This is a genomic window from Synechococcus sp. CBW1004 (assembly GCF_015840715.1).
GTDB lineage: Bacteria > Cyanobacteriota > Cyanobacteriia > PCC-6307 > Cyanobiaceae > Cyanobium.
Window position 1 is genome coordinate 3,622,959 of sequence record NZ_CP060397.1, and the last position, 18,534, is coordinate 3,641,492.

The 18,534-nt window shown below is 69.5% G+C and carries 13 protein-coding genes, 1 pseudogene and 1 riboswitch; of the genes and pseudogenes, 11 read left to right on the plus strand and 3 right to left on the minus strand.

All coding sequences use genetic code 11. From position 1 onward, the window contains the following. Entirely contained in the window at positions 1–4,671 is a 4,671-nt protein-coding gene (locus H8F25_RS17225) for a translocation/assembly module TamB domain-containing protein (protein ID WP_197211463.1), read from the minus strand. A 65-nt stretch (positions 4,672–4,736) separates the two neighbouring features. Between H8F25_RS17225 and H8F25_RS17230 the strand changes: the two genes are divergently transcribed. The 7 genes from H8F25_RS17230 (at position 4,737) to H8F25_RS17895 (ending at position 11,962) form a co-directional block, all read left to right on the plus strand. Continuing rightward, positions 4,737–5,204, plus strand: a complete 468-nt coding sequence (locus H8F25_RS17230) for a DUF2518 family protein (protein WP_197211464.1) — start codon at positions 4,737–4,739, stop codon at positions 5,202–5,204. Beyond that, positions 5,201–5,605: a DUF4332 domain-containing protein gene (locus tag H8F25_RS17235; RefSeq protein ID WP_197211465.1), complete on the plus strand. Its 405-nt coding sequence runs from the start codon at positions 5,201–5,203 to the stop codon at positions 5,603–5,605. The genes H8F25_RS17230 and H8F25_RS17235 overlap by 4 nt, the downstream gene beginning before the upstream one ends. Before the next feature lie 133 nt (positions 5,606–5,738). Next, positions 5,739–6,023, plus strand: a complete 285-nt coding sequence (locus H8F25_RS17240; protein WP_197214035.1) for a hypothetical protein — start codon at positions 5,739–5,741, stop codon at positions 6,021–6,023. A gap of 42 nt (positions 6,024–6,065) precedes the next feature. Then, entirely contained in the window at positions 6,066–7,739 is a 1,674-nt protein-coding gene (locus H8F25_RS17245) for a CocE/NonD family hydrolase (RefSeq protein WP_197211466.1), read from the plus strand. A 20-nt stretch (positions 7,740–7,759) separates the two neighbouring features. Continuing rightward, positions 7,760–8,572, plus strand: a complete 813-nt coding sequence (locus H8F25_RS17250) for a DUF3887 domain-containing protein (protein WP_197211467.1) — start codon at positions 7,760–7,762, stop codon at positions 8,570–8,572. A 146-nt stretch (positions 8,573–8,718) separates the two neighbouring features. Continuing rightward, positions 8,719–11,031 carry a 1,4-alpha-glucan branching protein GlgB gene (glgB, locus tag H8F25_RS17255; protein ID WP_197211468.1) on the plus strand — a complete coding sequence of 771 codons (2,313 nt, stop codon included), beginning with the start codon at positions 8,719–8,721 and terminating at the stop codon, positions 11,029–11,031. A 7-nt stretch (positions 11,032–11,038) separates the two neighbouring features. Next, entirely contained in the window at positions 11,039–11,962 is a 924-nt protein-coding gene (locus H8F25_RS17895; protein ID WP_231596944.1) for a potassium channel family protein, read from the plus strand. A gap of 4 nt (positions 11,963–11,966) precedes the next feature. Here H8F25_RS17895 and H8F25_RS17260 read toward each other — a convergent pair. Next, positions 11,967–13,202 (minus strand): annotated as a pseudogene (locus H8F25_RS17260) (TolC family protein); the annotation flags it as partial. A gap of 347 nt (positions 13,203–13,549) precedes the next feature. After that, positions 13,550–14,944 (minus strand): ammonium transporter, encoded by a 1,395-nt coding sequence (locus tag H8F25_RS17265; RefSeq protein WP_370525773.1) that lies wholly within the window; start codon positions 14,942–14,944, stop codon positions 13,550–13,552. Between the two features lie 296 nt (positions 14,945–15,240). Further along, positions 15,241–15,323: riboswitch (Glutamine riboswitch) on the plus strand. Between the two features lie 43 nt (positions 15,324–15,366). Here H8F25_RS17265 and H8F25_RS17270 point away from each other — a divergent pair. The 4 genes from H8F25_RS17270 (at position 15,367) to H8F25_RS17285 (ending at position 18,447) form a co-directional block, all read left to right on the plus strand. Further along, on the plus strand, positions 15,367–15,567 hold the full coding sequence (locus tag H8F25_RS17270) for a DUF4278 domain-containing protein (RefSeq protein WP_197211470.1): 201 nt from the start codon (positions 15,367–15,369) through the stop codon (positions 15,565–15,567). A gap of 293 nt (positions 15,568–15,860) precedes the next feature. Then, entirely contained in the window at positions 15,861–17,120 is a 1,260-nt protein-coding gene (locus H8F25_RS17275) for an HlyD family efflux transporter periplasmic adaptor subunit (protein WP_197211471.1), read from the plus strand. After that, the gene (locus H8F25_RS17280; RefSeq protein ID WP_197211472.1) at positions 17,117–17,314 is read left to right on the plus strand and encodes a hypothetical protein; all 198 of its coding nucleotides are present in this window, start codon (positions 17,117–17,119) and stop codon (positions 17,312–17,314) included. The genes H8F25_RS17275 and H8F25_RS17280 overlap by 4 nt, the downstream gene beginning before the upstream one ends. Then, the gene (locus H8F25_RS17285) at positions 17,311–18,447 is read left to right on the plus strand and encodes an FUSC family protein (protein ID WP_197211473.1); all 1,137 of its coding nucleotides are present in this window, start codon (positions 17,311–17,313) and stop codon (positions 18,445–18,447) included. Before H8F25_RS17280 ends, H8F25_RS17285 begins: the two co-directional genes overlap by 4 nt. The last annotated feature ends 87 nt before the right edge of the window (positions 18,448–18,534 follow it).

The window sequence follows — 18,534 nt, forward strand, 5'->3', positions numbered from 1 at the left end:
TCAGAAGCGCAGGAAGAACTGCAGCACCGATTGCCAGGCGCCCTGGGTGTCGACCGAGACGCCGATGTTCCAGGTGTTCGAGGCCTTGTAGTTGAGGTTGATCTGGGCCGGCACATCGGAGCGGTTGGGAGCCGCCAGCACCGAGGCGTTGAGCCTCTCGGTGATGTCCAGCCCCACCTCCCCGGCCAGCACCAGCTGCGGCGGCACCCGGCCGGAGAAGCGCTCCTGGCCGCTGGCCACCGCCTGGTTCACATACGTCGGGTAGAGCGCCAGACTCACCCGCTGGCCCAGGGCATCGCTGAGCGAGGCCAGCAGCGGCGACAGCAGCGACTGACCCAGCGCCGTGGCCAGCGCCGTGCCCGCCTGTCCCCCCTGCAGGCCGGCCAGGGAATTGCCGCCGATCAGCGCCACGAGCCGCTCCTGGGGCAGGGGCGGCGAGCTGCGCAGGCGCAGGTTGTCGGCGATCCGGTCCGCCGGCCCGCTGACGCTCACCGTGACCAGGATCAGGTTGAGCTGACTGAAGGAGGAGAACCCGCCCCGGCTGTCGCGCTCCCCCGGTCCCGGCAGGACCTGCAGACCCGATTCCCCCAGGCCGCTCGGGGCGAGCGTGGTGAGGTTGTTGGCGATGCGGGTGCGCAGGGCGATGTCCAGATAGGGCACCAGCCCCAGGGATGGCGTGAACACCGCCACGTTCGGGGCGTCGGGATCGAGGCTGAAGGTGGTGGTGAACAGGTTCAGCCTCCCCTTGAGCAGGCGCACCACGCCGGAGGCCCGCAGCGAGGGGTCGAGCCGGCCGCTGATGCGCAGTGCCCCACCGGTGGTGAAGTTGGCGATGTTGGGGATCACCATGCGCAGCTCGGGCCCGAAGGCCAGGCGCAGGTTCTCGAAGCGCAGCCAGGGCAGGTTGGGGATCGCCTCCTGCAGCGAGAGGTTGGTTGTCGACTCGACATCCGGCCCGAGCAGCAGCAGGGGCTGGCGGAAATCCCACTGGCGCTGCAGCAGCTCGTTCATCGAGGTGGGCTGCACCGAGCCACCGCCGCCGCCACCACCGCCACTGCCGGCCCGGCCGCGGTCGGTGGAGCTGCCGCTGGCCGGGGGGGGCGCGGGTTGGGTCGGTGGGGCCTGGGGGGCGGATGCTGGAGCCGCGGAGGTTTCGGCGGATGGTGTCGGGGCGGCTGCCGCCGCGGCGAGGCGGCGTGAACGGCTGCCGGCCTGCTTGGCGGGGGCCATCGCGAGGGCCGCGCTGCCGGCGCCGGGCCCAGGGTTGGCCGCGCTGACGCGGGATGGGCTGGTGCCGGCACGCGGCTGGCCAGGCGCGTCCGGCCCGGCTGGGGTTGCGGGAGCTGCGGGCGTCGCCTGGCCCGCCCGCGTCTCCACCCGCGCGAGCTGGCCGGGCTGGGCGTTGATCACCCCGTGGCTGATGGCCACCCGGCCCCCCAGAACCGGTTCCGCCAGGCTGCCGCCCAGCTCCAGGCGGCCGTTGGCCACGGCCTTGATCCGCTCCAGGCTGAACGGCACCTCCTTGAGCTGCAGCGCCAGGGAGGGGGCGTCCGCCAGGGGGCGGACCAGCCCGAGGCGTCCCTCGCCGCTGAGCTGGCCATGGCGGCCCACCCGCGCCCGCAGCTCCTGCACCAGCAGCTGCTGGAAGTCGAACAGCACGGTGGCTTCCACCCCCTGCAGGGTCTGGCCGATGAAGTCGTATTCCCCCTCGCGGAAGCGCAGGAAGCCGTTGGCGATCGGGTCCAGCAGGCTGCCGCGCACCAGAAGCCGCAGGTCGACGCTGCCCTTGCGCCAGGTGATCGCCCGTCCCACCAGGTCGGTGAGGAAGCGCAGGCCATCGCCGCGGCTGGCGAGGCGCAGCTCCAGCGCGTCGCTGCTGGCCTCCAGGGGCAGCAGGCCGGAGAGATCCACGGTGCTGGAGGCGCCCTCGGCCTGCAGGGCCAGATCCATCTGCAGGCCCTTGTCCTCCAGCTCCAGCAGGCCGCGCTCCAGCCGCAGCCCCCGGCCGGCCAGGGCGGCCTGATCCAGGGACAGTTCGAGTGCCAGCTCCGGCCGTCGCCGGCCCAGGCGGTAGCGCCCGGTCACCGACAGGTAGCCGCGCAGGCTGTCGGGCACCGGCGTCAGCAGCGACAGCAGCGACAGGGTGAGGCCGGAGATCGAGAAGCTGCCGCCGCCGGCGGACAGCGGTCCCTCCAGCCGCACGGTGAAGGGATCGCGCGCCAGGGAGAGATCCCGGTCCTCCTGGCTCAGCCACAGGTGGCCGCGGCCGTCCAGATCGGCGCGGGCCCGGCGCAGATCCGGTCCCTGCAGCACCAGATCGGCATCCACCCGCATCTGCAGCCGTGCCAGCCGCTCGGCCCGGCTGGCGCGCTGCTGCTGCTCCTCCCAGGCCTGCAGGCGCTCCCGCGCCGCGTCGAGCGCCGCGATCTGATCCTGCAGGGTCATGCCAAGGGTGGCGATCGCCTGCTCGCCCAGATCGCCGGCCCGGCCGCGCGAGGGCACGGGGAGGCCCCGCCAGCGATCCCAGGCGCGGGCCATCTCCTGGAAGAGCAGCGACGACAGGCCGCGTGCCTGGAAGCGGGCATGGAAGGGCCCCCGCCACTGGCCGCTGAGCTCGGCGTCGATCGTGCCGCCCGAGAGCGGCTGCACCGTGCCGCGCAGGGCGTACTGCCGGGTGCTGTAGCGCAGGTCGGCGGTGAGCGAGCGGCCCCCCAGGCCGAAGAAGCCGGGTTTCTGCAGCTCCACCCGGCCGTTGAAGGCCAGCGGCTGCAGCCCCAGCTGGCCGCGGCCCGTCAGCAGGCCAGCCAGGGGCTGGGGCGGACGGGCTCCCGTCAGCAGCAGCTCCAGGCCGTGCAGGGGGAGTCCGCTGGCCTGCCAGTGGTAAAGACGCGGCGCGCCATTCAGCGTCAGCGTGCCGCCGTTCCGTTCCAGCTCCACCTGCGTCGGAAGCCAGCGCCGGTCCAGGCGGGCGCTGATCTTCCCGTCCAGACCAGGGTTCAGGGCCTCCAGAAGCAGCAGACCGCCGCCGCCGCCGGTCCCCTGCAGACGGCCGCTCCAGGATTCCTGCAGTCCCAGTGGGCCGGCGGCCGGGTTGCGCACCGCCAGGGACAGATCCGGCACCAGGGCCGAGAGAGGACCGCGCAGGGACCCCCGGGCGTCGAGGCGCCCCTGCAGACGGGTGCCGAGCAGCGGGCCGAGGCTGGCGAGCGGGAAATCGCGCAGATCGACCCAGGCCTCCAGCGCACCGGCCTCCAGGCCGCGACCCTGGTGCGAGCGCAGCGGCAGGGTCGCGCGGGCGCTCAGATGGGCGGCCTCGAGGCGCTGCAGCACCAGCTGGCCGCGGCTCCACTGCAGCGAGGCCTCCAGGGGGCCGACCAGTGGCTGGGCGTGCAGGCGGGTGGCGATCTGCAGCTCCGGCGAGCCCAGGGGGCCGGACAGGCTGAAGCGGCCGGCGATCGGCTGACGGCCCAACCAGTCCGGCAGCCGCTGAAGGGCGGGGAGATCGGCGGGATCCAGCCGCCACCAGCCGGCGAGATCCACTGCGCGGCCGAGGGTTCCCTGGGCCTGCAGCCGCGACGCGCCGGTCTCCAGATCCACCCGGGTGCCGCGCAGCGCTCCCTCCTGCCAGCGGCCCCGCAGCAGCGCCCGCAGATCTCCCACGGGCCGGCCGGCGGAGGCGGGCGGTCGGGCCCTCAGGCGGACCGCCAGGGAGCGGTCCCCGTTCAGCACCGCCGAAACCTGGCCGCCCCAGCGGCCGTAGCGCCAGGGGCTGCTGGCGACGGTGAGCCGGCTGTCGGCGCAGCTCACGGGCAGCCGCTCGCCCTCGATCGGCCCTGTCAGGCCGCTCTGGCGCCAGCGCACACCGCGCACCTGCAACGTGCCGTTGCAACGGAAGCGCCCCTGATCCAGGCCGAGCCGCAGACGCCCGTCGGTACGACCCTCCAGCTTCACGCTGCGCGGCAGCCAGCGCAGCAGGGGTTCCAGCGACAGCTGCTCGGCGACCACGTCGATCCCCCACAGCCGCTGCTTCCAGCTGCCGCCGCCCGTCAGAAGCGCCGAGCCCGCCGTGCCGGGCAGCCAGGTGCGCACCCGGCCGTCGAGACGGCGCTGGCGGGGCAGCACTCCCACCTGGCCCGCCATCTTCAGCCGCAGCGGCGCGGGTTGTGATCCGAGGCCATGGAGGGCCAGATCACCCGGCTTCAGCAGCCGGAAATGCAGTTCAATCGGCGGCGGTTCGCCGCCGGGGGGGAGCTGCCCGAGCACCCACACCTGGCCCTCGCGGTTCGGCCGCAGATCGGCGCGGGCTCCCGTGAGGCTGAAGTCGAGCACCAGCTGACGCCGCTGCCAGCTGGCGAGCGGATTCACCAGCAACCGCAGCGAGCGCACCGCTGCCGTCGAGCCGTCCTGGGGACCGGGCAGAAAGCTGCTGGCCCCCACTCGCAGGCCGTCGGGGCCGATGCCCTGGTAGGGGCCCAGTCGCAGCGGCCGGCCCATGATGCGGCCCACCTGACGCTCCAGGCGCGGGCGCCAGCTCTCGTAGATCCGCTCGAGCAGACGGTCCGAGCCGATGACGAGAGCGGTGAGGCCGGCGAGGCCGGCGCCGGCCAGCGCGGCACGACGCCAGGGCGGAGAGAGGCTGACCGATAGGCGATTTCCGGGCAGCCCTTTCATCTGCCCGGTCGGCTCCTCCTTGCTCGGCCGCAATATAAGGAGCGTCACAAGCCCCCCCGAGCCCGATGTCAGCCGACCCGTTCCTGTTCCTGGCCGGTCAGTGGCTGGGCGCCGCCAGCGGTCTGCTGGCGCTGCTGACGGCGGCGGGGTTCGCTCTGCGCTGGGGCATCCGCTTCCGTCTGGTGGGCGTGACCAGCTTCACGGCTCTGCTGGCGGTCTCCTGTCTGGCCTTCGCGATCAGCTACACCCCCCGCGTCTCGATCAGCGGCGCCGTGGTCGCTCCGGTGGTGTACGACGGCGGTGCCGATCTGGTGATCGCCGCGGCGCCCGCCGCCCTGGCGCCGGAGGCGTACGGGCCCACGGCCCTGCAGGTCGCCAGCAACCTGCGCGGAGGTGGCCGCACCAGTCCCGACGGCCTTGTCCGGGTGCGCCTTCGGCGCATCGAGCCCGCCGGTGAGGGGGCCGGCCGCCCGGTGGTGCTCGCCGAAGCGGTGCGCGATCTGAGCACGGGTGAGGTGCGCCTGAGCCGATGAGCGAACAGCCGTTCCGCCCGGCCACCCACTTCCGTCTGGAGCAGCGGCAGCTCGAGCGGTGTGGGCTGGCGTCCTGGGCGGCGCTGGCGGCGCTGGCCGATCCGGATCTGCGTCGGCTGGCGGCGGATGGCCAGGCCAGCGAACAGCGGCTGCGGCGGCTGCGAGGGCAGGCGCGGCTGATCGAGGAGGTGGGGCTGACTCCGGCCCAGGCCTCCCTGCTGCTCTATGCCGGCATCCCCGATCGCGCCGCGCTGGCCGAGGCGCGGCCCGAAACCCTGCTGCGCCAGCTGGGGCGCTTCCAGCGGCAGCTGCTCGGCCGCGATGCCCCGGCCCTGGATCTGCCCCTGGTGCTCGGCTGGATCCGCAGGGCCCGAGGCGGTCCCGGTCGCTCCCCGAACTGACCCTGCTCCCGCCTAGCGTGCTGTGGCGCCTTCCTGAAATGGAGGCACCTTCGGAGGGGCTGCGATGCCACGCCGTCTTCTTCTGAGTCGTCCCTCTTCCTCAGGGCCGCCCCGGTCCACCGCCGCCGTCACCGTGCCTCTGCTGCGCCTGGCTTCAGCCGCCGGTCTGGCTCTGCTGGTCGCGTTCGCTCCGGCAGCGGGTGTGCAGGCCGCTTCGCCACTCCTGGAGACGGTCAAGCAGAACCCGGCGCTGGCCCGGCAGATGTGCGCCCGCTTCAAGCAGCTCAACGCTGAGGGCCAATCGGCCACGTCGCCCCAGTCGATCGCCGCCGTCGCTGCCGCTCAGGGCCTCAGCCCAATGGATGCGGAGGTGCTGATCACCTATGTGATCGGTCTGAACTGTCCGGACGTGCGCTGAATGGGGCCGGCGCCGCCCCGCCCGCATCGGCGCGATCTGTGGATGGCCTGCCCCGATGGCATCCGCCTGGCCACCCGCGTCTGGTCCCCCCAGGGCGAAGGGCCCTGGCCGCTGCTGCTGATGCGCCAGCCCTATGGCCGCGCCATCGCCTCCACCGTCACCTACGCCCACCCCAGCTGGTATGCGAGCCAGGGTTTTCTGGTGGTGGTGCAGGACGTGCGCGGCCGCGGCGACTCGGAGGGGCAGTTCGGCGGCTTCGCCCAGGAGGCGGCCGACGGAGCGGCGGCGGTGCGCTGGTGCCGCAGCCTCGAGGGCGGCAACGGCCGAGTGGGCTGCTATGGCTTCTCGTATCAGGGACTCAGCCAGCTGCTCAACAGCGGCGCAGCGGCCGGCCCCCGCGGTGGGCTCGACGATCCCCTGCCCGATTGCCTGGCGCCGGCGATGTGCGGCGTCGACGAGCGCCTGCACTGGGCCGGCGAGGGCGGAGCGCACTGGTGGAGCCTGGGCCTGGGCTGGGGTCTGCAGCTGGCGGCTGAGGGCTGCCGCCGCCGCGGTGACCGTGACGGCTGGCGCCGGATCCGTCGCGCCCTCGAGAGCGGCACCTATCTGGAGGAGGGACTCGAGCTCCTCCAGCACCATGATCCCGGCGGCATGGGCCTGGAATGGCTGCAGCTGGATCCGTCGGACCCCGCCGGCTGGCGGGTCCACACCCCCGACGACGCCCTGCTGCGCCGGCCCCTGCTGCTGATCGGTGGCTGGCACGATCCCCACCTCAACGGGGTGCTCGACCTGTTCGGCCGCAGCCTGGCGGCCGGTGGGAGGCCGCGGCTGTGCATCGGCGCCTGGAGCCACCTCGACTGGTGCGGCGGCCTCGACCGGCTGCAGCTGGCCTTCTTCCAGCACCATCTCGGCGGAGGCGACACGCGTCGCGTCGATGCCGGACCGGCTGATCCTCTGCGGACCTCCGTGCCATCCCCGGACTGGTTGGCGACGTCCGATGCGGGGGGCGGCGTGAGGCTGCAGTGCCCCCGCAGCGGCATCTGGAGCGGTGAGGCCGGCGGTGAAGCGCGAGGCGCCGCGGGCTGGCGGCTCGCCAGCGATGGGCTGGCGGCGATCCGCGCTGACGAAGGCCGTCTGATGCCATCCAGGCCCGGCGGCGAGGAGGGGAAGGGAGGCGGCTGGCTCACCCTGGTGCATGACCCCTGGCGGCCGGTGCCGTCCCGCGGCGGCCATCTGGGGCCGTCACCCGGCCTGGTGGAGCGCTCCGATCTGGATGGCCGCGCAGATGTGGCCTGTTTCGAGACGGAACCCCAGGTGTGTCCGCTGCGTCTCTGCGGCAGGCCGCGGCTGCGGCTCGAGGCCGGGGCTGACCAGCCGGGGTTTGACCTGTGGGCCTGTCTTTCGGTTGTGCAGGCCGATCAACGGGTGCTGCAGCTGAGCACCGGGGTGTGCCGGGTGCTGGGGGATCGTGCCCAGGCGCTCCAGCCCAGGGAGCTGGCCCTGCAGCCTCTGACGGTGGAGCTGGCCGCCGGTGAGCGGCTGCGGTTGTCGCTGGCCGGCGCCGCCTGGCCGGCGATCGCGGTGAATCCAGGGGACGGCTCCCCGCCTCGCGGAGGCAGCGGGCCCGATCACCGCATCATCAGCATCGACCTGTCGCTCGAGACAGCGCGTTTCTGGCTCGAACCGCTGCTGCCGCCACAGATTGGGGCAAACTGAGCCGACTTCCACTGCCGGCCATGCCCCGCCCGACGGCCCTGTTTCGCCCGTTCGCTCCGTGCAGCAGGTCTGCCGGCAGTCTCGCGCTCTCTCTGATCACGGCTCTGCTCAGCCTGCAGGCCATCCCGGCCGGCGTCCGCGCCCAGACGGCCGCAGGCCCCGCACCGGCGGTCTCGCCCCAGCCCACCGCGGCCATGGCGGAGCAGGCGGCCCGTCAGGCGGCGGACCGGATCCTCACGGCTGTGCGGAACCGTGATGCCAATGCCTATTTCGCGTTGCTCGCCCCTGACTCCCAGCGCGTCAGCAGCCCGGTGATGGCGGCCCGGGCGCTGCAGCGTCTGCCCCAGCTGCAGAGCTGGAGCATCAGTGAGGTCGTCCCTGGGCTCGATTCCAACAGCGTCAGCGCCCAGCTGCAGACCAGCCGGGGGCCCCGCTCGGTGCTGCTGGTCATTGATGGCGAGGGCCGGCTCGAGGGCTACCACGTCAACGCCAGCGATGCCAAGGCGGAGGATGTGGTGCGAGCCTTCATGCAGGCTCTCAGCAATGGTTATTTCGTCACCGCCAGCAGCTTTCTGAGCGAGCGCGTGCGCGAGGAGATCCCGGCGCCGGTTCTGCAGCGCAAGTGGCTGGCACTGCAGACGCTGACCGGCCAGTTCCGGCGTGTCCGATCGATCTCCAGAGCCGAGAGTAATGACCAGATGAAGCTGGTGATCGTGAGCACGCAGTTCAATCGGCTGACCGATAATCTCTTTGTGATTCTCGACGGAGAGAATCAGATCATCGGCGTCGATTTTCCCGACGCGCCCACCCCGCCTCGCGCCGCCACCCCCTGACTGCGGCGGCGGCCTTGGGGTTCTGATCCTCATCGCCTCGGCGGTCTGACCGGGTGCGTCTCGGGTTGCGCGTCATCGGCAGCATCCGGGGCGGATCTCGGCTCAGCCGGCGTAGGCTCCGCTGCAGCCTTTGCACCCCTGCCTCCATGGCCGCATCCCGTCTCGATTGGATGGTCGACGACGCCCAGAGGCTGGCGGAATGCCGCCACGACCATCCTTTCGCGGTGCTGGGGTCCCAGGTGAGCGAAGCCGGCCAGCCGCTGGTGCGCGTCTGGATGCCCGATGCCGAGCGGGTGGAGCTTCTGGTCGGCGATCAGGTGCTGCCGATGGAGACCCCGAATCACCCCTGGGTGTTCGAGGCGGAGCTCTCCCACGACCCCGGCTGCGGCTATCGCGTGCGGGTGCAGCGCGGTGGCATCGAGCATGAGCAGCACGATCCCTGGGCCTTCCGTCATGAGTGGATGGGGGAGCTCGATCGCCATCTGTTCGCCGAAGGCAACCATCACCACATCTGGCGCCGCATGGGCGCCCATGTGGTGGAGCATGACGGCGTGGCCGGCGTGCAGTTCTGCCTCTGGGCCCCCAATGCCCGCAGCGTGGCGGTGCTCGGTGATTTCAACAGCTGGGATGGGCGACACCATCCGATGCAGAGCCGTCTGGGCGGTTGCTGGGAGTTGTTCATTCCGGGCCTGAAACCGGGAACGATCTACAAGTACGAGGTGCGGGCCCAGAATGGGCACTGCTATCCGAAAAGCGATCCCTACGCCTTCCAGGCGGAGGTGCGCCCCAACCACGCTTCCGTGGTGGCCGAGATGGGGCGCTACAGCTGGGGTGATGGCGAGTGGATGCACCAGCGGGACCAGCGGAACCCGCTCGAGCAGCCGGTTTCCGTGTACGAGATGCATCTGGGCAGCTGGATGCATGCCAGTGCCGATGAGCCCTACATCGAGCCCGATGGCACGGCGCGCCCTCCTGTGCCGGCCGCCGATCTCAAGCCTGGAGCGCGTCTGCTCACCTATCCCGAGCTGGCCGACCGGGTGATCCCCTACGTCAAGGCGCGCGGCTTCACCCACATCGAACTGCTGCCAATTTCCGAGCACCCGTTCGATGGCTCCTGGGGGTATCAGGTCACCGGCTGGTATGCCCCCACCAGTCGCTTCGGTACCCCTGATGAGTTCCGTGCCTTCGTGGATCGCTGCCATGCCGAGGGCATTGGGGTGATTCTCGACTGGGTGCCGGGTCACTTCCCCAAGGATGCCCATGGCCTGGCCTTCTTCGATGGCCAGCATCTCTATGAGCATGCCGATCCCCGCATCGGTGAGCACAAGGAGTGGGGCACACTGATCTTCAATTACAGCCGCAATGAGGTGCGCAACTTCCTGGTTGCCAACCTCGTCTTCTGGTTTGAGCAGTTCCACATCGATGGCATTCGCGTCGATGCGGTGGCGTCGATGCTGTATCGCGATTATCTGCGGCCCGATGGGGAATGGATCCCCAATGAGAATGGCGGGCGCGAGAATACTGAGGCGGTTCGTTTCCTGCAACAGGCCAACCACGTGCTCTTCGAGCACTTCCCAGGCGCGCTTTCCATCGCCGAGGAATCGACCACCTGGCCGATGGTGACCCAGCCCACCGACATCGGCGGTCTCGGCTTCAACCTGAAATGGAACATGGGCTGGATGCACGACATGCTCGACTACTTCGAGCTTGATCCCTGGTTCCGTCAGTTCCACCAGAACAACGTCACCTTCTCGATCTGGTACGCGTTCAGCGAAAACTTCATGCTGGCCCTCAGCCATGATGAGGTGGTGCATGGCAAGAGCAATCTGCTCCACAAGATGCCTGGTGATGACTGGCAGAAGTTTGCCAATGTGCGAGCCCTTCTTGCCTACATGTGGACCCACCCAGGCAAGAAGACAATCTTCATGGGCATGGAGTTCGGTCAGCGGGCCGAGTGGAATGTCTGGGGTGACCTGCAGTGGGAGCTGCTCCAGTACGAGCCGCACCTGGGTCTGCAGCGACTTGTCGATGATCTCAATGCCTTCTACAAGTCCGAACCGGCTCTGTGGGGCGACGATTTCAGCCAGTACGGCTTCCAGTGGATCGATTGTGATGACACCAGTAATTCGGTGATCAGCTTCATGCGGCGCGAGAGCAACAGCGGCCGCTGGCTGGTGGTCGTTGCTAACTTCACGCCTCAGAGCCACAGTCACTACCGCATCGGTGTGCCGCTGGATGGCTTCTTCGAAGAGGTCTTCAACTCCGACAGCAGCCGCTACGGCGGCAGCAATCTTGGCAATCTCGGTGGCAAGTTCAGCGATGACTGGGCCATTCATGGCTATCAGCAGTCGCTCGATCTCTGTCTGCCGCCCCTGAGTGTGCTGGTCTTCCGTCGCGACGAGAAGCGCAGCCAGGAGCGCCCCCTGCTGGCCGCGCAGTCTGAAGCCAACGCCGCCTGAGCCTCCGATGCCGATCCGTTTCGGCCGTCCTGTGGGGCAATCGCGATCTCCTGCTCGTCCCTCGGCAGTGCCGCCGCGGGTTCATCCGGAATTCCACCGTCATCTGCTGCTGGTCTGTCTGGCGGTGATCGTGTCCTGGGTGCTGCCCGGGGCCTGGGTTCAGCTCAGCGGCGTGGGTTTTCTCTACCTGACGGGACTGCTCGGCTGGCGGCTGGGGCCCTTCGGTCACCGCCGCGGGCGGGCATCGCTTCTGCGGATCACGTCGGCGGACACCCACTACCTGCTGCTGGCGATCGCCACCGGTATCGCCCAGCTGGTGTGGCTGCTCAGCCCCACCAGCCTTCAGGTCAGTGGGATGCCGTTGCTGGCTCTGTTCACCCTGTTCATCGCCTGGAGCATGTGGAGATTTCTGCACGTGCTGGCCGGTGAACACCGCATCGACGCCCGGACGTTGTGTGGTGCCACGGCGGGCTATCTGCTGCTCGGCATCAGTGGCGGTCTGCTGCTTACCGTGCTTGACAGCATCATGCCGGGAGGCTTCTACGACAACTTCACCCGTGAGGCACTGACCATGCCCGATCTCACGAAGGTGAGTGGTGATCGCATCACCTGGGATCTCAATTACGGACGCCTCAACTACTTCGCCTTCGTCAGCCTCACGACACTCGGTTATGGCGACATCACGCCGGTCGTGCCGCTCACCCGTCTGGCCTGCCTCGCCCTGAGCGTGGTTGGGCCCCTTTACATCGCCGTCGTCCTTGGTGTGCTGATCAGCCGTCTCAGCGTGACGCCGCCCTCGCTCCCCCCGGGGGGGGCGCCACACGCTGGGCCTCCGTCGACTCGGCTGCCATCGACGTCGGCTCCTCCTCCGTCAGACCGGTCTCCCGCTCCAGCAGAGCCCGGTCCAGGGCCTGACGCGTCAGGGCCGTGAGGAGGGAGGCCCGCGCCGCCTGCAGATCCCGCTGCACGAGCAGCACCTCTGTGAGCGGCTCCACCATCGCCCGGTAGCGCAGCTGAGCGTCCCGAAGGGCCCTCTCCCCCGCCTGCACGGCCTCCTGCCCCGCCGCCACAGCCGCTGCCGTGGCGGTAAGGCTGCTCCAGGCGCGGCTGACGTCATCGCGGATGCGCTGCCGTGCCAGCGCTTCGTCCGCCTCCAGCAGGGCGCGTTGCCGTTCGGCCACCCTGGCGGCGGACCCGGCACGGCCACCGTCGTAGAGCGGTTGGCGGACCAGCAGGGCCGCGCCCCAGTTGTAGAACGAGCCTGAGGCCTCCGCGCTCTGGCGGAGCTGGGGGAGCGGCAGATTGGCCGGGCCGCCGTTCAGGGAGCCTCCCTGGTCGAGCACCGGCACCGCCAGGTTGTTGCCACTGAGGCCGCCTCCCAGCACGAGACTGATCGAGGGGAGCAGGGCCAGTCGCGCCGCCCGCGCCTGCTGGCCCTGCGCCTGCTGCTGCGACTGCAGAGATGCGAGCAGCGGTCGGTCCTGCAGAGCCTGTTCCAGGGTCTGGGGCAGGGGCAGCGGCCATGCCGGCAGCGCCCTGATCGGATCGGCGGCAAGCGGCGCCTGGTCCAGAGGCAGGGCCAGCAGGCTGGCCAGTTGCTGTCGGCTGCTCTCCATGGCGCCCTCGGCCTGGGCCAGGCCCTGACTGTCCTGGGCGCGCAGCACCCGGGCACGCAGCACATCGATGCGGGCGGCGAGTCCGCGCCGCTCGATCGCCTCGGCGTCCCGTTCCAGAGCGCTCGATGCCTGCAGCGCCTCCTGCCAGACCGGAACGAGCGCCTGATCCAGCTGCAGCCGGCGGTAGGCACTCACCAGCTCGAACCGTTTCTGCCGCCGGCGTTCGCGCTGCTCGGCGCGACTGCTCTCGAGAACGGCCCGGCTGGCGGCCAGTTCAGCGTTCTGCCGCAGGGGCAGGAGGTTGACATCGAACAGCAGGCCGGCATTCCCGAAGCTGTTCTGGAGCACGGCGTAGCCGTTCTGCTGCAGGCCCAGGCTGATGTCGCCGAGGGTCGGCAGGTTGGTGATCAAGCCCACCGAGGTGCCCACCTGGGTGAAGCTGCCCATGCCGAGGGCACTGAGCTGGGGAAGACGAGCCGTGGCGGCCAGGCTCACCAGGGCCTCGTCACGGGCGATCGTGCGGCGCCCGACCTCGAGTTCGATGGAGGCAGGCATGCCGCGCTCCAGGACCTGCTGGAGGCTGAGAGACTCGGCGCGAGCCTGGGCTCCGCCCGCGGTGATCAGCAGCGGAGCCAGCCCCCACAGGATCGGCTTCACTCCAGTCAGGCGATGCGTCAGGAGGTGGCGCAGGGGCTGGAGAGGCACGTTGGTATCTGACGTGGCTGGAGTGTAAAGGGGGTGGACATCGCAGCTGCCGCGTCGACGCCCTGAACAGGGGGCGCCGATCTTCGGTCCGCCGGCATGGCCCCAGAACGAAAGCGCCCTCTCCCGCAGGGGAAAGGGCGCAAGGAAGAGATTGATGCTGTTGCAGATCAATCTTCAGAGAATCCTGCTCATGGCAGTCACTTGGCCGAAGCGAAATCGGGATAGGCCTCCATGCCATGTTCGCCGATGTCGAGACCTTCGGTTTCTTCTTTTTCAGTGACACGGATGCCGCCGAACAGGGCGCCGATGATCGACCAGACGATCAGAGATGCGACGACAGAGAAGATGGCGAAGGCGAGAACACCCACGATCTGGACACCGAGCTGACTGAAGCCATGGCCGGTCAGCAGGCCCTTGTCGTTGTTGAACAGGCCGACGGCCAGGGTGCCCCAGATGCCGCAGGTGCCGTGTACGGAGAACGCACCCACGGGATCATCGATCTTGAGCTTGTCGATCCAGGCCACGGAAAAGACCACCAGCACGCCGGCGATGAAGCCGACCACCCAGGAGCCGGGCATGGAGAATCCGTCGCAACCGGCCGTGACACCGACCAGGCCAGCAAGGATGCCGTTGATGGTCATCGTCAGGTCGGGTTTGCCGCCCATCATCTGGCTCAACAGAGTGGAGGCGATGCCACCGCCAGCGGCACCCAGGGTGGTGGTGACGGCGATGTAGGGCACCTCAGGGGCCATCGACAGCCAGGAGCCGGGGTTGAAGCCGTACCAGCCGATCCAGAGGATCAGGCAACCAAGCGTGGCGATCGCCATGTTGTGGCCGGGGATGGCCTGCGGCTTGCCTTCGACGAACTTGCCGATGCGGGGTCCGAGGACGATGGCGCCGACCAGACCGGCCCAGGCACCGAAGGAGTGAACGACCGTCGAACCGGCGAAATCGATGAAACCGAGCTGGTTGAGCCAGCCCTCACCGACATTCCACTGCCAGGAGCCGGAGATGGGATAGAGGATGCCGACAAGAACGAGCGAGAAGATCACGAACTCGCCGAACTTGATGCGCTCGGCAACCAGGCCCGAAACGATGGTCGCTGCCGTGCCTGCGAAGGCGGCCTGGAAAAGGAAGTCGACACTGGGAACAAGACTGCCCTCAGTCACCATCTCAGGAGTGACGGCGGGATCGAAGAAAAGTCCCCCGAACTTGAACCAACCGGGAATCACCCAGTCAGCGTTGTACATGATCTTGTAGCCGATGAACCAATAGGCCGTCACCGCGAGGGCGAAGACGATCAGGTTCTTGGCCAGAATGTTGACAGCATTCTTCTGGCGACACATCCCGGCTTCCACCATCGCGAAACCGGCGTTCATAAAGATCACCAGGACGGCGCAGATCAGCAGGAACGTGTTGTTGGCCAGGAAGGCTGGTGTGAGCTCGGGCAACTCGGCGGCGTGGGCTGCCAGGTTGAACAGGCCGAGTCCCATCAGGGCGATGGGCACACAGGCCAGCCAGGTGATGGTGCGGGAGGACGTCAGGCCTCGGATCTGCCGGAACAAGGCAGTCGGGGCGTCCAGCAGACTCATCTGCGCGACGTCCCGGATCCGACGGCGCCGCGGCGCGGGCATGTCGAGGGTCATGGGATCTGGAGGGCGTGGCGGAGTGGTCCGCCAATGGGGGTGATGGTTCCCCAAGACGGGGGCCCGAAAGGTTGGCGTTGCTACAGAACCCAAAACTCGCCCCGATGCGCTAGCGGCTGACGGCAATCGGTTTCCCGCTCCGCTGGTACGGCTCGTTACACAGGCCCCGCCGCCAATGTGAAGAAAGTGCCCGAATGTCCACCATGAACAGTCGCTGCGGGCTAGAAATGCTGTGAGGACAAAACGTTGAGCGCATGTCTCCTGCCGGCCCTGTCGGTCAGCTGGCACGCCGGAAGTAGCCCACCGCAGGGCGAAGCAACGCTCCTCAACTCCTTGCGGATTCCCCCATCTCCGGAGATTCCGAAACCATGACACGACTCCAGTACCGCGGCGTCAGCTACGACAACAGCCGCCACGAGCAGCTTCCCGCAGCCCCGGTTGAGCACATCTATCGCGGCCGCCATTTCAACGCCCCGATCCGCCATGAAGCGGCGGCGGTGGACCCCGAGCTGGAACTGCACTACCGCGGCCACGTCTATCACCATCAGGCTTCCGAGGCCCAGCGCTGATCACCGGCCTCACTGCCGGGGTGCGGCGCCATGGCTCCCTGCCTCTCAATCCCGCTCGGTGACGAGCGGGATTTTTCATGGGCGGGCCTGATGACCCACACCATCCCATGCGGTGCCTCTCGCGCTGCTTCAGGAGAGCGCGATGCCCACGAAGGCAGGCATTCCGCTCTTTCTCACTCGTGCCGCGGTGTGGCAGGTGGCGGCGAGTGGGCGGATGCCTGGTGCCATGCAGGACCAGCACCCAGGGACCATCCCGGCCGACGCCCGTAACATCCTGCCAGTCATCTGCCGCCATGAGCCCCTCGCCGGCCCCCTTGATCTGGCGGTTGTACGCATGTCTGCCGGTGGGTCTGGTGGCCCTTCTCAGCCTCGCCTGGGCGGCCCATCCCGGTGTGCCGGTCCTCGTTCGCGGGATGGGGGTGCTGGCCCCGCCGGAATCGCGACGTGGGTTCTACGCCCGTGGGCCCGGCGAGGTTCAGGCCGTGCTGGTGACGGTGGGTGAGGCCGTCCGTCAGGGCCAGCGCCTGCTGAGTCTTGACCGCGTCTCGCAGACCGCCGGCGGCCCCGGTGAGGCTGCCTTTCCCGCTTCTCCCCAGGCCACCGATGCACGCCTGGCCGCCGTGGATCAGCAGCAGCGCGTGCTCGGCGTCCAGGCCACGGCCCTTGCGGAGCAACGTCAGGCCCTCGAGACGCGCCGCAGGCAGATCGCCACCACCAACCAGCCGGTGCGCAGCCAGCTCACCGCCCTCGAGGAGCTGCGCCAGGAGAAGGTGATCGCCCGCTTCAGCCCGGTGTGGGTCGCGGCCCAGGACCTGTGGCTGCGCAACAGGGCCGACATCGCCGGCATCGATGCCAGTCTTGCGGAGCTCAGAGCCCAGCGCGCCGCCCTCACGGCACGGGACGCCGAGCTGCGTGCCCAGCGCGCCCTTCTCGAGAGCGACAGCCTCAGCCAGAGCGTGTTCGCGCCGGTGAGCGGTCGCCTGCTGGATCTGGCGGTCCAGCCTGGCCAGCCGGTGGTGCCGGGTCAGAAGCTCGGCAGCATCGCCGCGCCCGCGCGGGGGCGGGAACGGCAGGCTGTGGTGCTGTTCACAGCGGCCGATGCCAGCCGTCTGAGGGTGGGCGACACCGTGAAGCTCAATCCGCAGTTGCTCAGCCGCGACAGCTTCGGCAGCGCCGAGCAGCGCTATGGCCTGGTGCCGGGTCGCATTGTCAGCCTCTCGTCCGAGAGCGTCGAGCTGGCCGACGTCACCGCCCAGGTGGGCAGCCAGGAGGAGGCTGCCAATCTCATGGCCAGCGCCCGTGAGCGCTCCTACGGCGAAGGAGGGGATCTCACCGCCCAGCTGCCCGGGCGCACCGGCGCGCCTCTTGTGCTGGCGGTGGTGGAGCTGGAGCGGGCGGACACCCCGAGCGGGCTGGCCTGGAGCGGTGGGAGGGGGCCGGCGCAGGCTCTGCCGTCCCGCACCCCCGCCGAGGTGGAGGCGGAGGTCGAGCAGCGCTCCGTGCTCAGCTACCTCACCCCCTTCTGGCGCTGGATCACGGGGGCCCGCGCATGAGCCTCACCCCTGAACCTCCCCCCACTCGCCGACAGCGGCTGATCGCTCCCTGGCGCTCGCCCTGGCCCTGGATCAGCCTGGTCCTGCTGGGCCTTTGCACCCGCAGTGAGCCGCCACGGCTGTGGTTCTGGTTCGCCCTGCTCCTGATCAGCCTGCTGGTGGGCCTGCTGCAGAGCCTGGCGCGCCGCCCTTGAGCAGCGGCGCCTTCCGACCTCTGCGTCTGGTGCTGGCCGTGGCGCTCGCCTCCGGTCTCACCTGGGTGATCTGCCATGCGGTCGGGCTGGGGGCCGCGACGCCCTATGGCGTGGTGGTGGCCGCCCTGTTCATCCGTCCCGGATTCGATCGCTGGCCGCCGCCGGTGTTCGTGCTGCTGCCCGTGGTGGTGGCGATCGGTCTGTCGCTGGGCACGTTCCTCAAGCCGCTGTTGGAGGCGCCGCAGGTGTGGCAGTTCGCGGTGGTCACGGTGATCGCGCAGATCCTGGGCCAGGCCCTGCCCGACAAGCTGATGCTGGTGCGCAACCTGCTGGCGGTGCTGGCGGTGCTGCCGCTGCTGGGCAGCAACGCCACCTGGCTGGGTGCGTGGCAGCAGCTCCTGGCCGTGATGGTGGGCATGCTCACCGCCACCCTCCTGCAGGCCGGTCTGCGGCTTCCCCAGGACCTGCAGGACGCTGAGACCGATGACCGCGGGGAGGGGGCGGAGACTCCGCTGCCGGCCCGCACGATCGCCCGGCGCTTCGCCGATCCCTACTTCTGGCGCAAGCTGGTGGTGGCGGCGCTGGCGCTGAGCATCGGCCTGGGGGTGGGGGCGGCCACACCCAAATACCTGTATTTCGGCGTCGTGCTGCTGCTCAATGACAGCCTCGGTGCCACCCTGGCGCGGGTGCGGGACCGCATGCTTGGAGTCAGCCTCGGCGTGCTGATGCCGGCGCTGGTGTTCAACACCATGGAGATCAGCAGTGTCTCGGTGGCTCTGGTGATGGGGGGCACCACGGCCCTGATGCTCGGCCTGCGCCTGGAATCCAGCCTGCGCACCGCCCTGATCTCGAGCGGCGTCACCTTCGTGGGCTACGGCGCCCTGACCCAGTGGTACATCCCCAACCGCTGGCTGGATTACCTGATGGGCTGCGGCCTGGCCCTGCTCGTCTGTCTGCTGGTGCGGCCGCTCTCCGCCCTGGGGCGGTTCCAGGCCCTGGCCCGTGAGACGCAGAGGCTCGATGGCACGCTGCGGGCCCTGCTGCCCAGCGCCATGGAGGAGGCCAGGCTGCTCGGCCAGCAGCGGCAGTTCCGGCAGCTGGTGCAGCGGCTGGAATCCGGCTCCGCTCCCTGAACCTCCCGAAGCGGTTGCGGCAGCTGTCGCCATGCAGCCAGCGCTGTGTGAATGGCCCGAGACGGCCACGGTCTGCGCCGCATCCCC

Bases quoted from the DNA above. Each gene is read 5' to 3' on its own strand.
- H8F25_RS17225 (WP_197211463.1), bottom strand. From the start codon at position 4,671: ATGAAAGGGCTGCCCGGAAATCGCCTATCGGTCAGCCTCTCTCCGCCC.
- H8F25_RS17270 (WP_197211470.1), top strand. From the start codon at position 15,367: ATGACACGACTCCAGTACCGCGGCGTCAGCTACGACAACAGCCGCCAC.
- glgB (WP_197211468.1), top strand. From the start codon at position 8,719: ATGGCCGCATCCCGTCTCGATTGGATGGTCGACGACGCCCAGAGGCTG.
- H8F25_RS17235 (WP_197211465.1), top strand. From the start codon at position 5,201: ATGAGCGAACAGCCGTTCCGCCCGGCCACCCACTTCCGTCTGGAGCAG.
- H8F25_RS17245 (WP_197211466.1), top strand. From the start codon at position 6,066: ATGGCCTGCCCCGATGGCATCCGCCTGGCCACCCGCGTCTGGTCCCCC.
- H8F25_RS17895 (WP_231596944.1), top strand. From the start codon at position 11,039: ATGCCGATCCGTTTCGGCCGTCCTGTGGGGCAATCGCGATCTCCTGCT.
- H8F25_RS17250 (WP_197211467.1), top strand. From the start codon at position 7,760: ATGCCCCGCCCGACGGCCCTGTTTCGCCCGTTCGCTCCGTGCAGCAGG.
- H8F25_RS17275 (WP_197211471.1), top strand. From the start codon at position 15,861: ATGAGCCCCTCGCCGGCCCCCTTGATCTGGCGGTTGTACGCATGTCTG.
- H8F25_RS17280 (WP_197211472.1), top strand. From the start codon at position 17,117: ATGAGCCTCACCCCTGAACCTCCCCCCACTCGCCGACAGCGGCTGATC.
- H8F25_RS17230 (WP_197211464.1), top strand. From the start codon at position 4,737: ATGTCAGCCGACCCGTTCCTGTTCCTGGCCGGTCAGTGGCTGGGCGCC.
- H8F25_RS17265 (WP_370525773.1), bottom strand. From the start codon at position 14,944: ATGAGTCTGCTGGACGCCCCGACTGCCTTGTTCCGGCAGATCCGAGGC.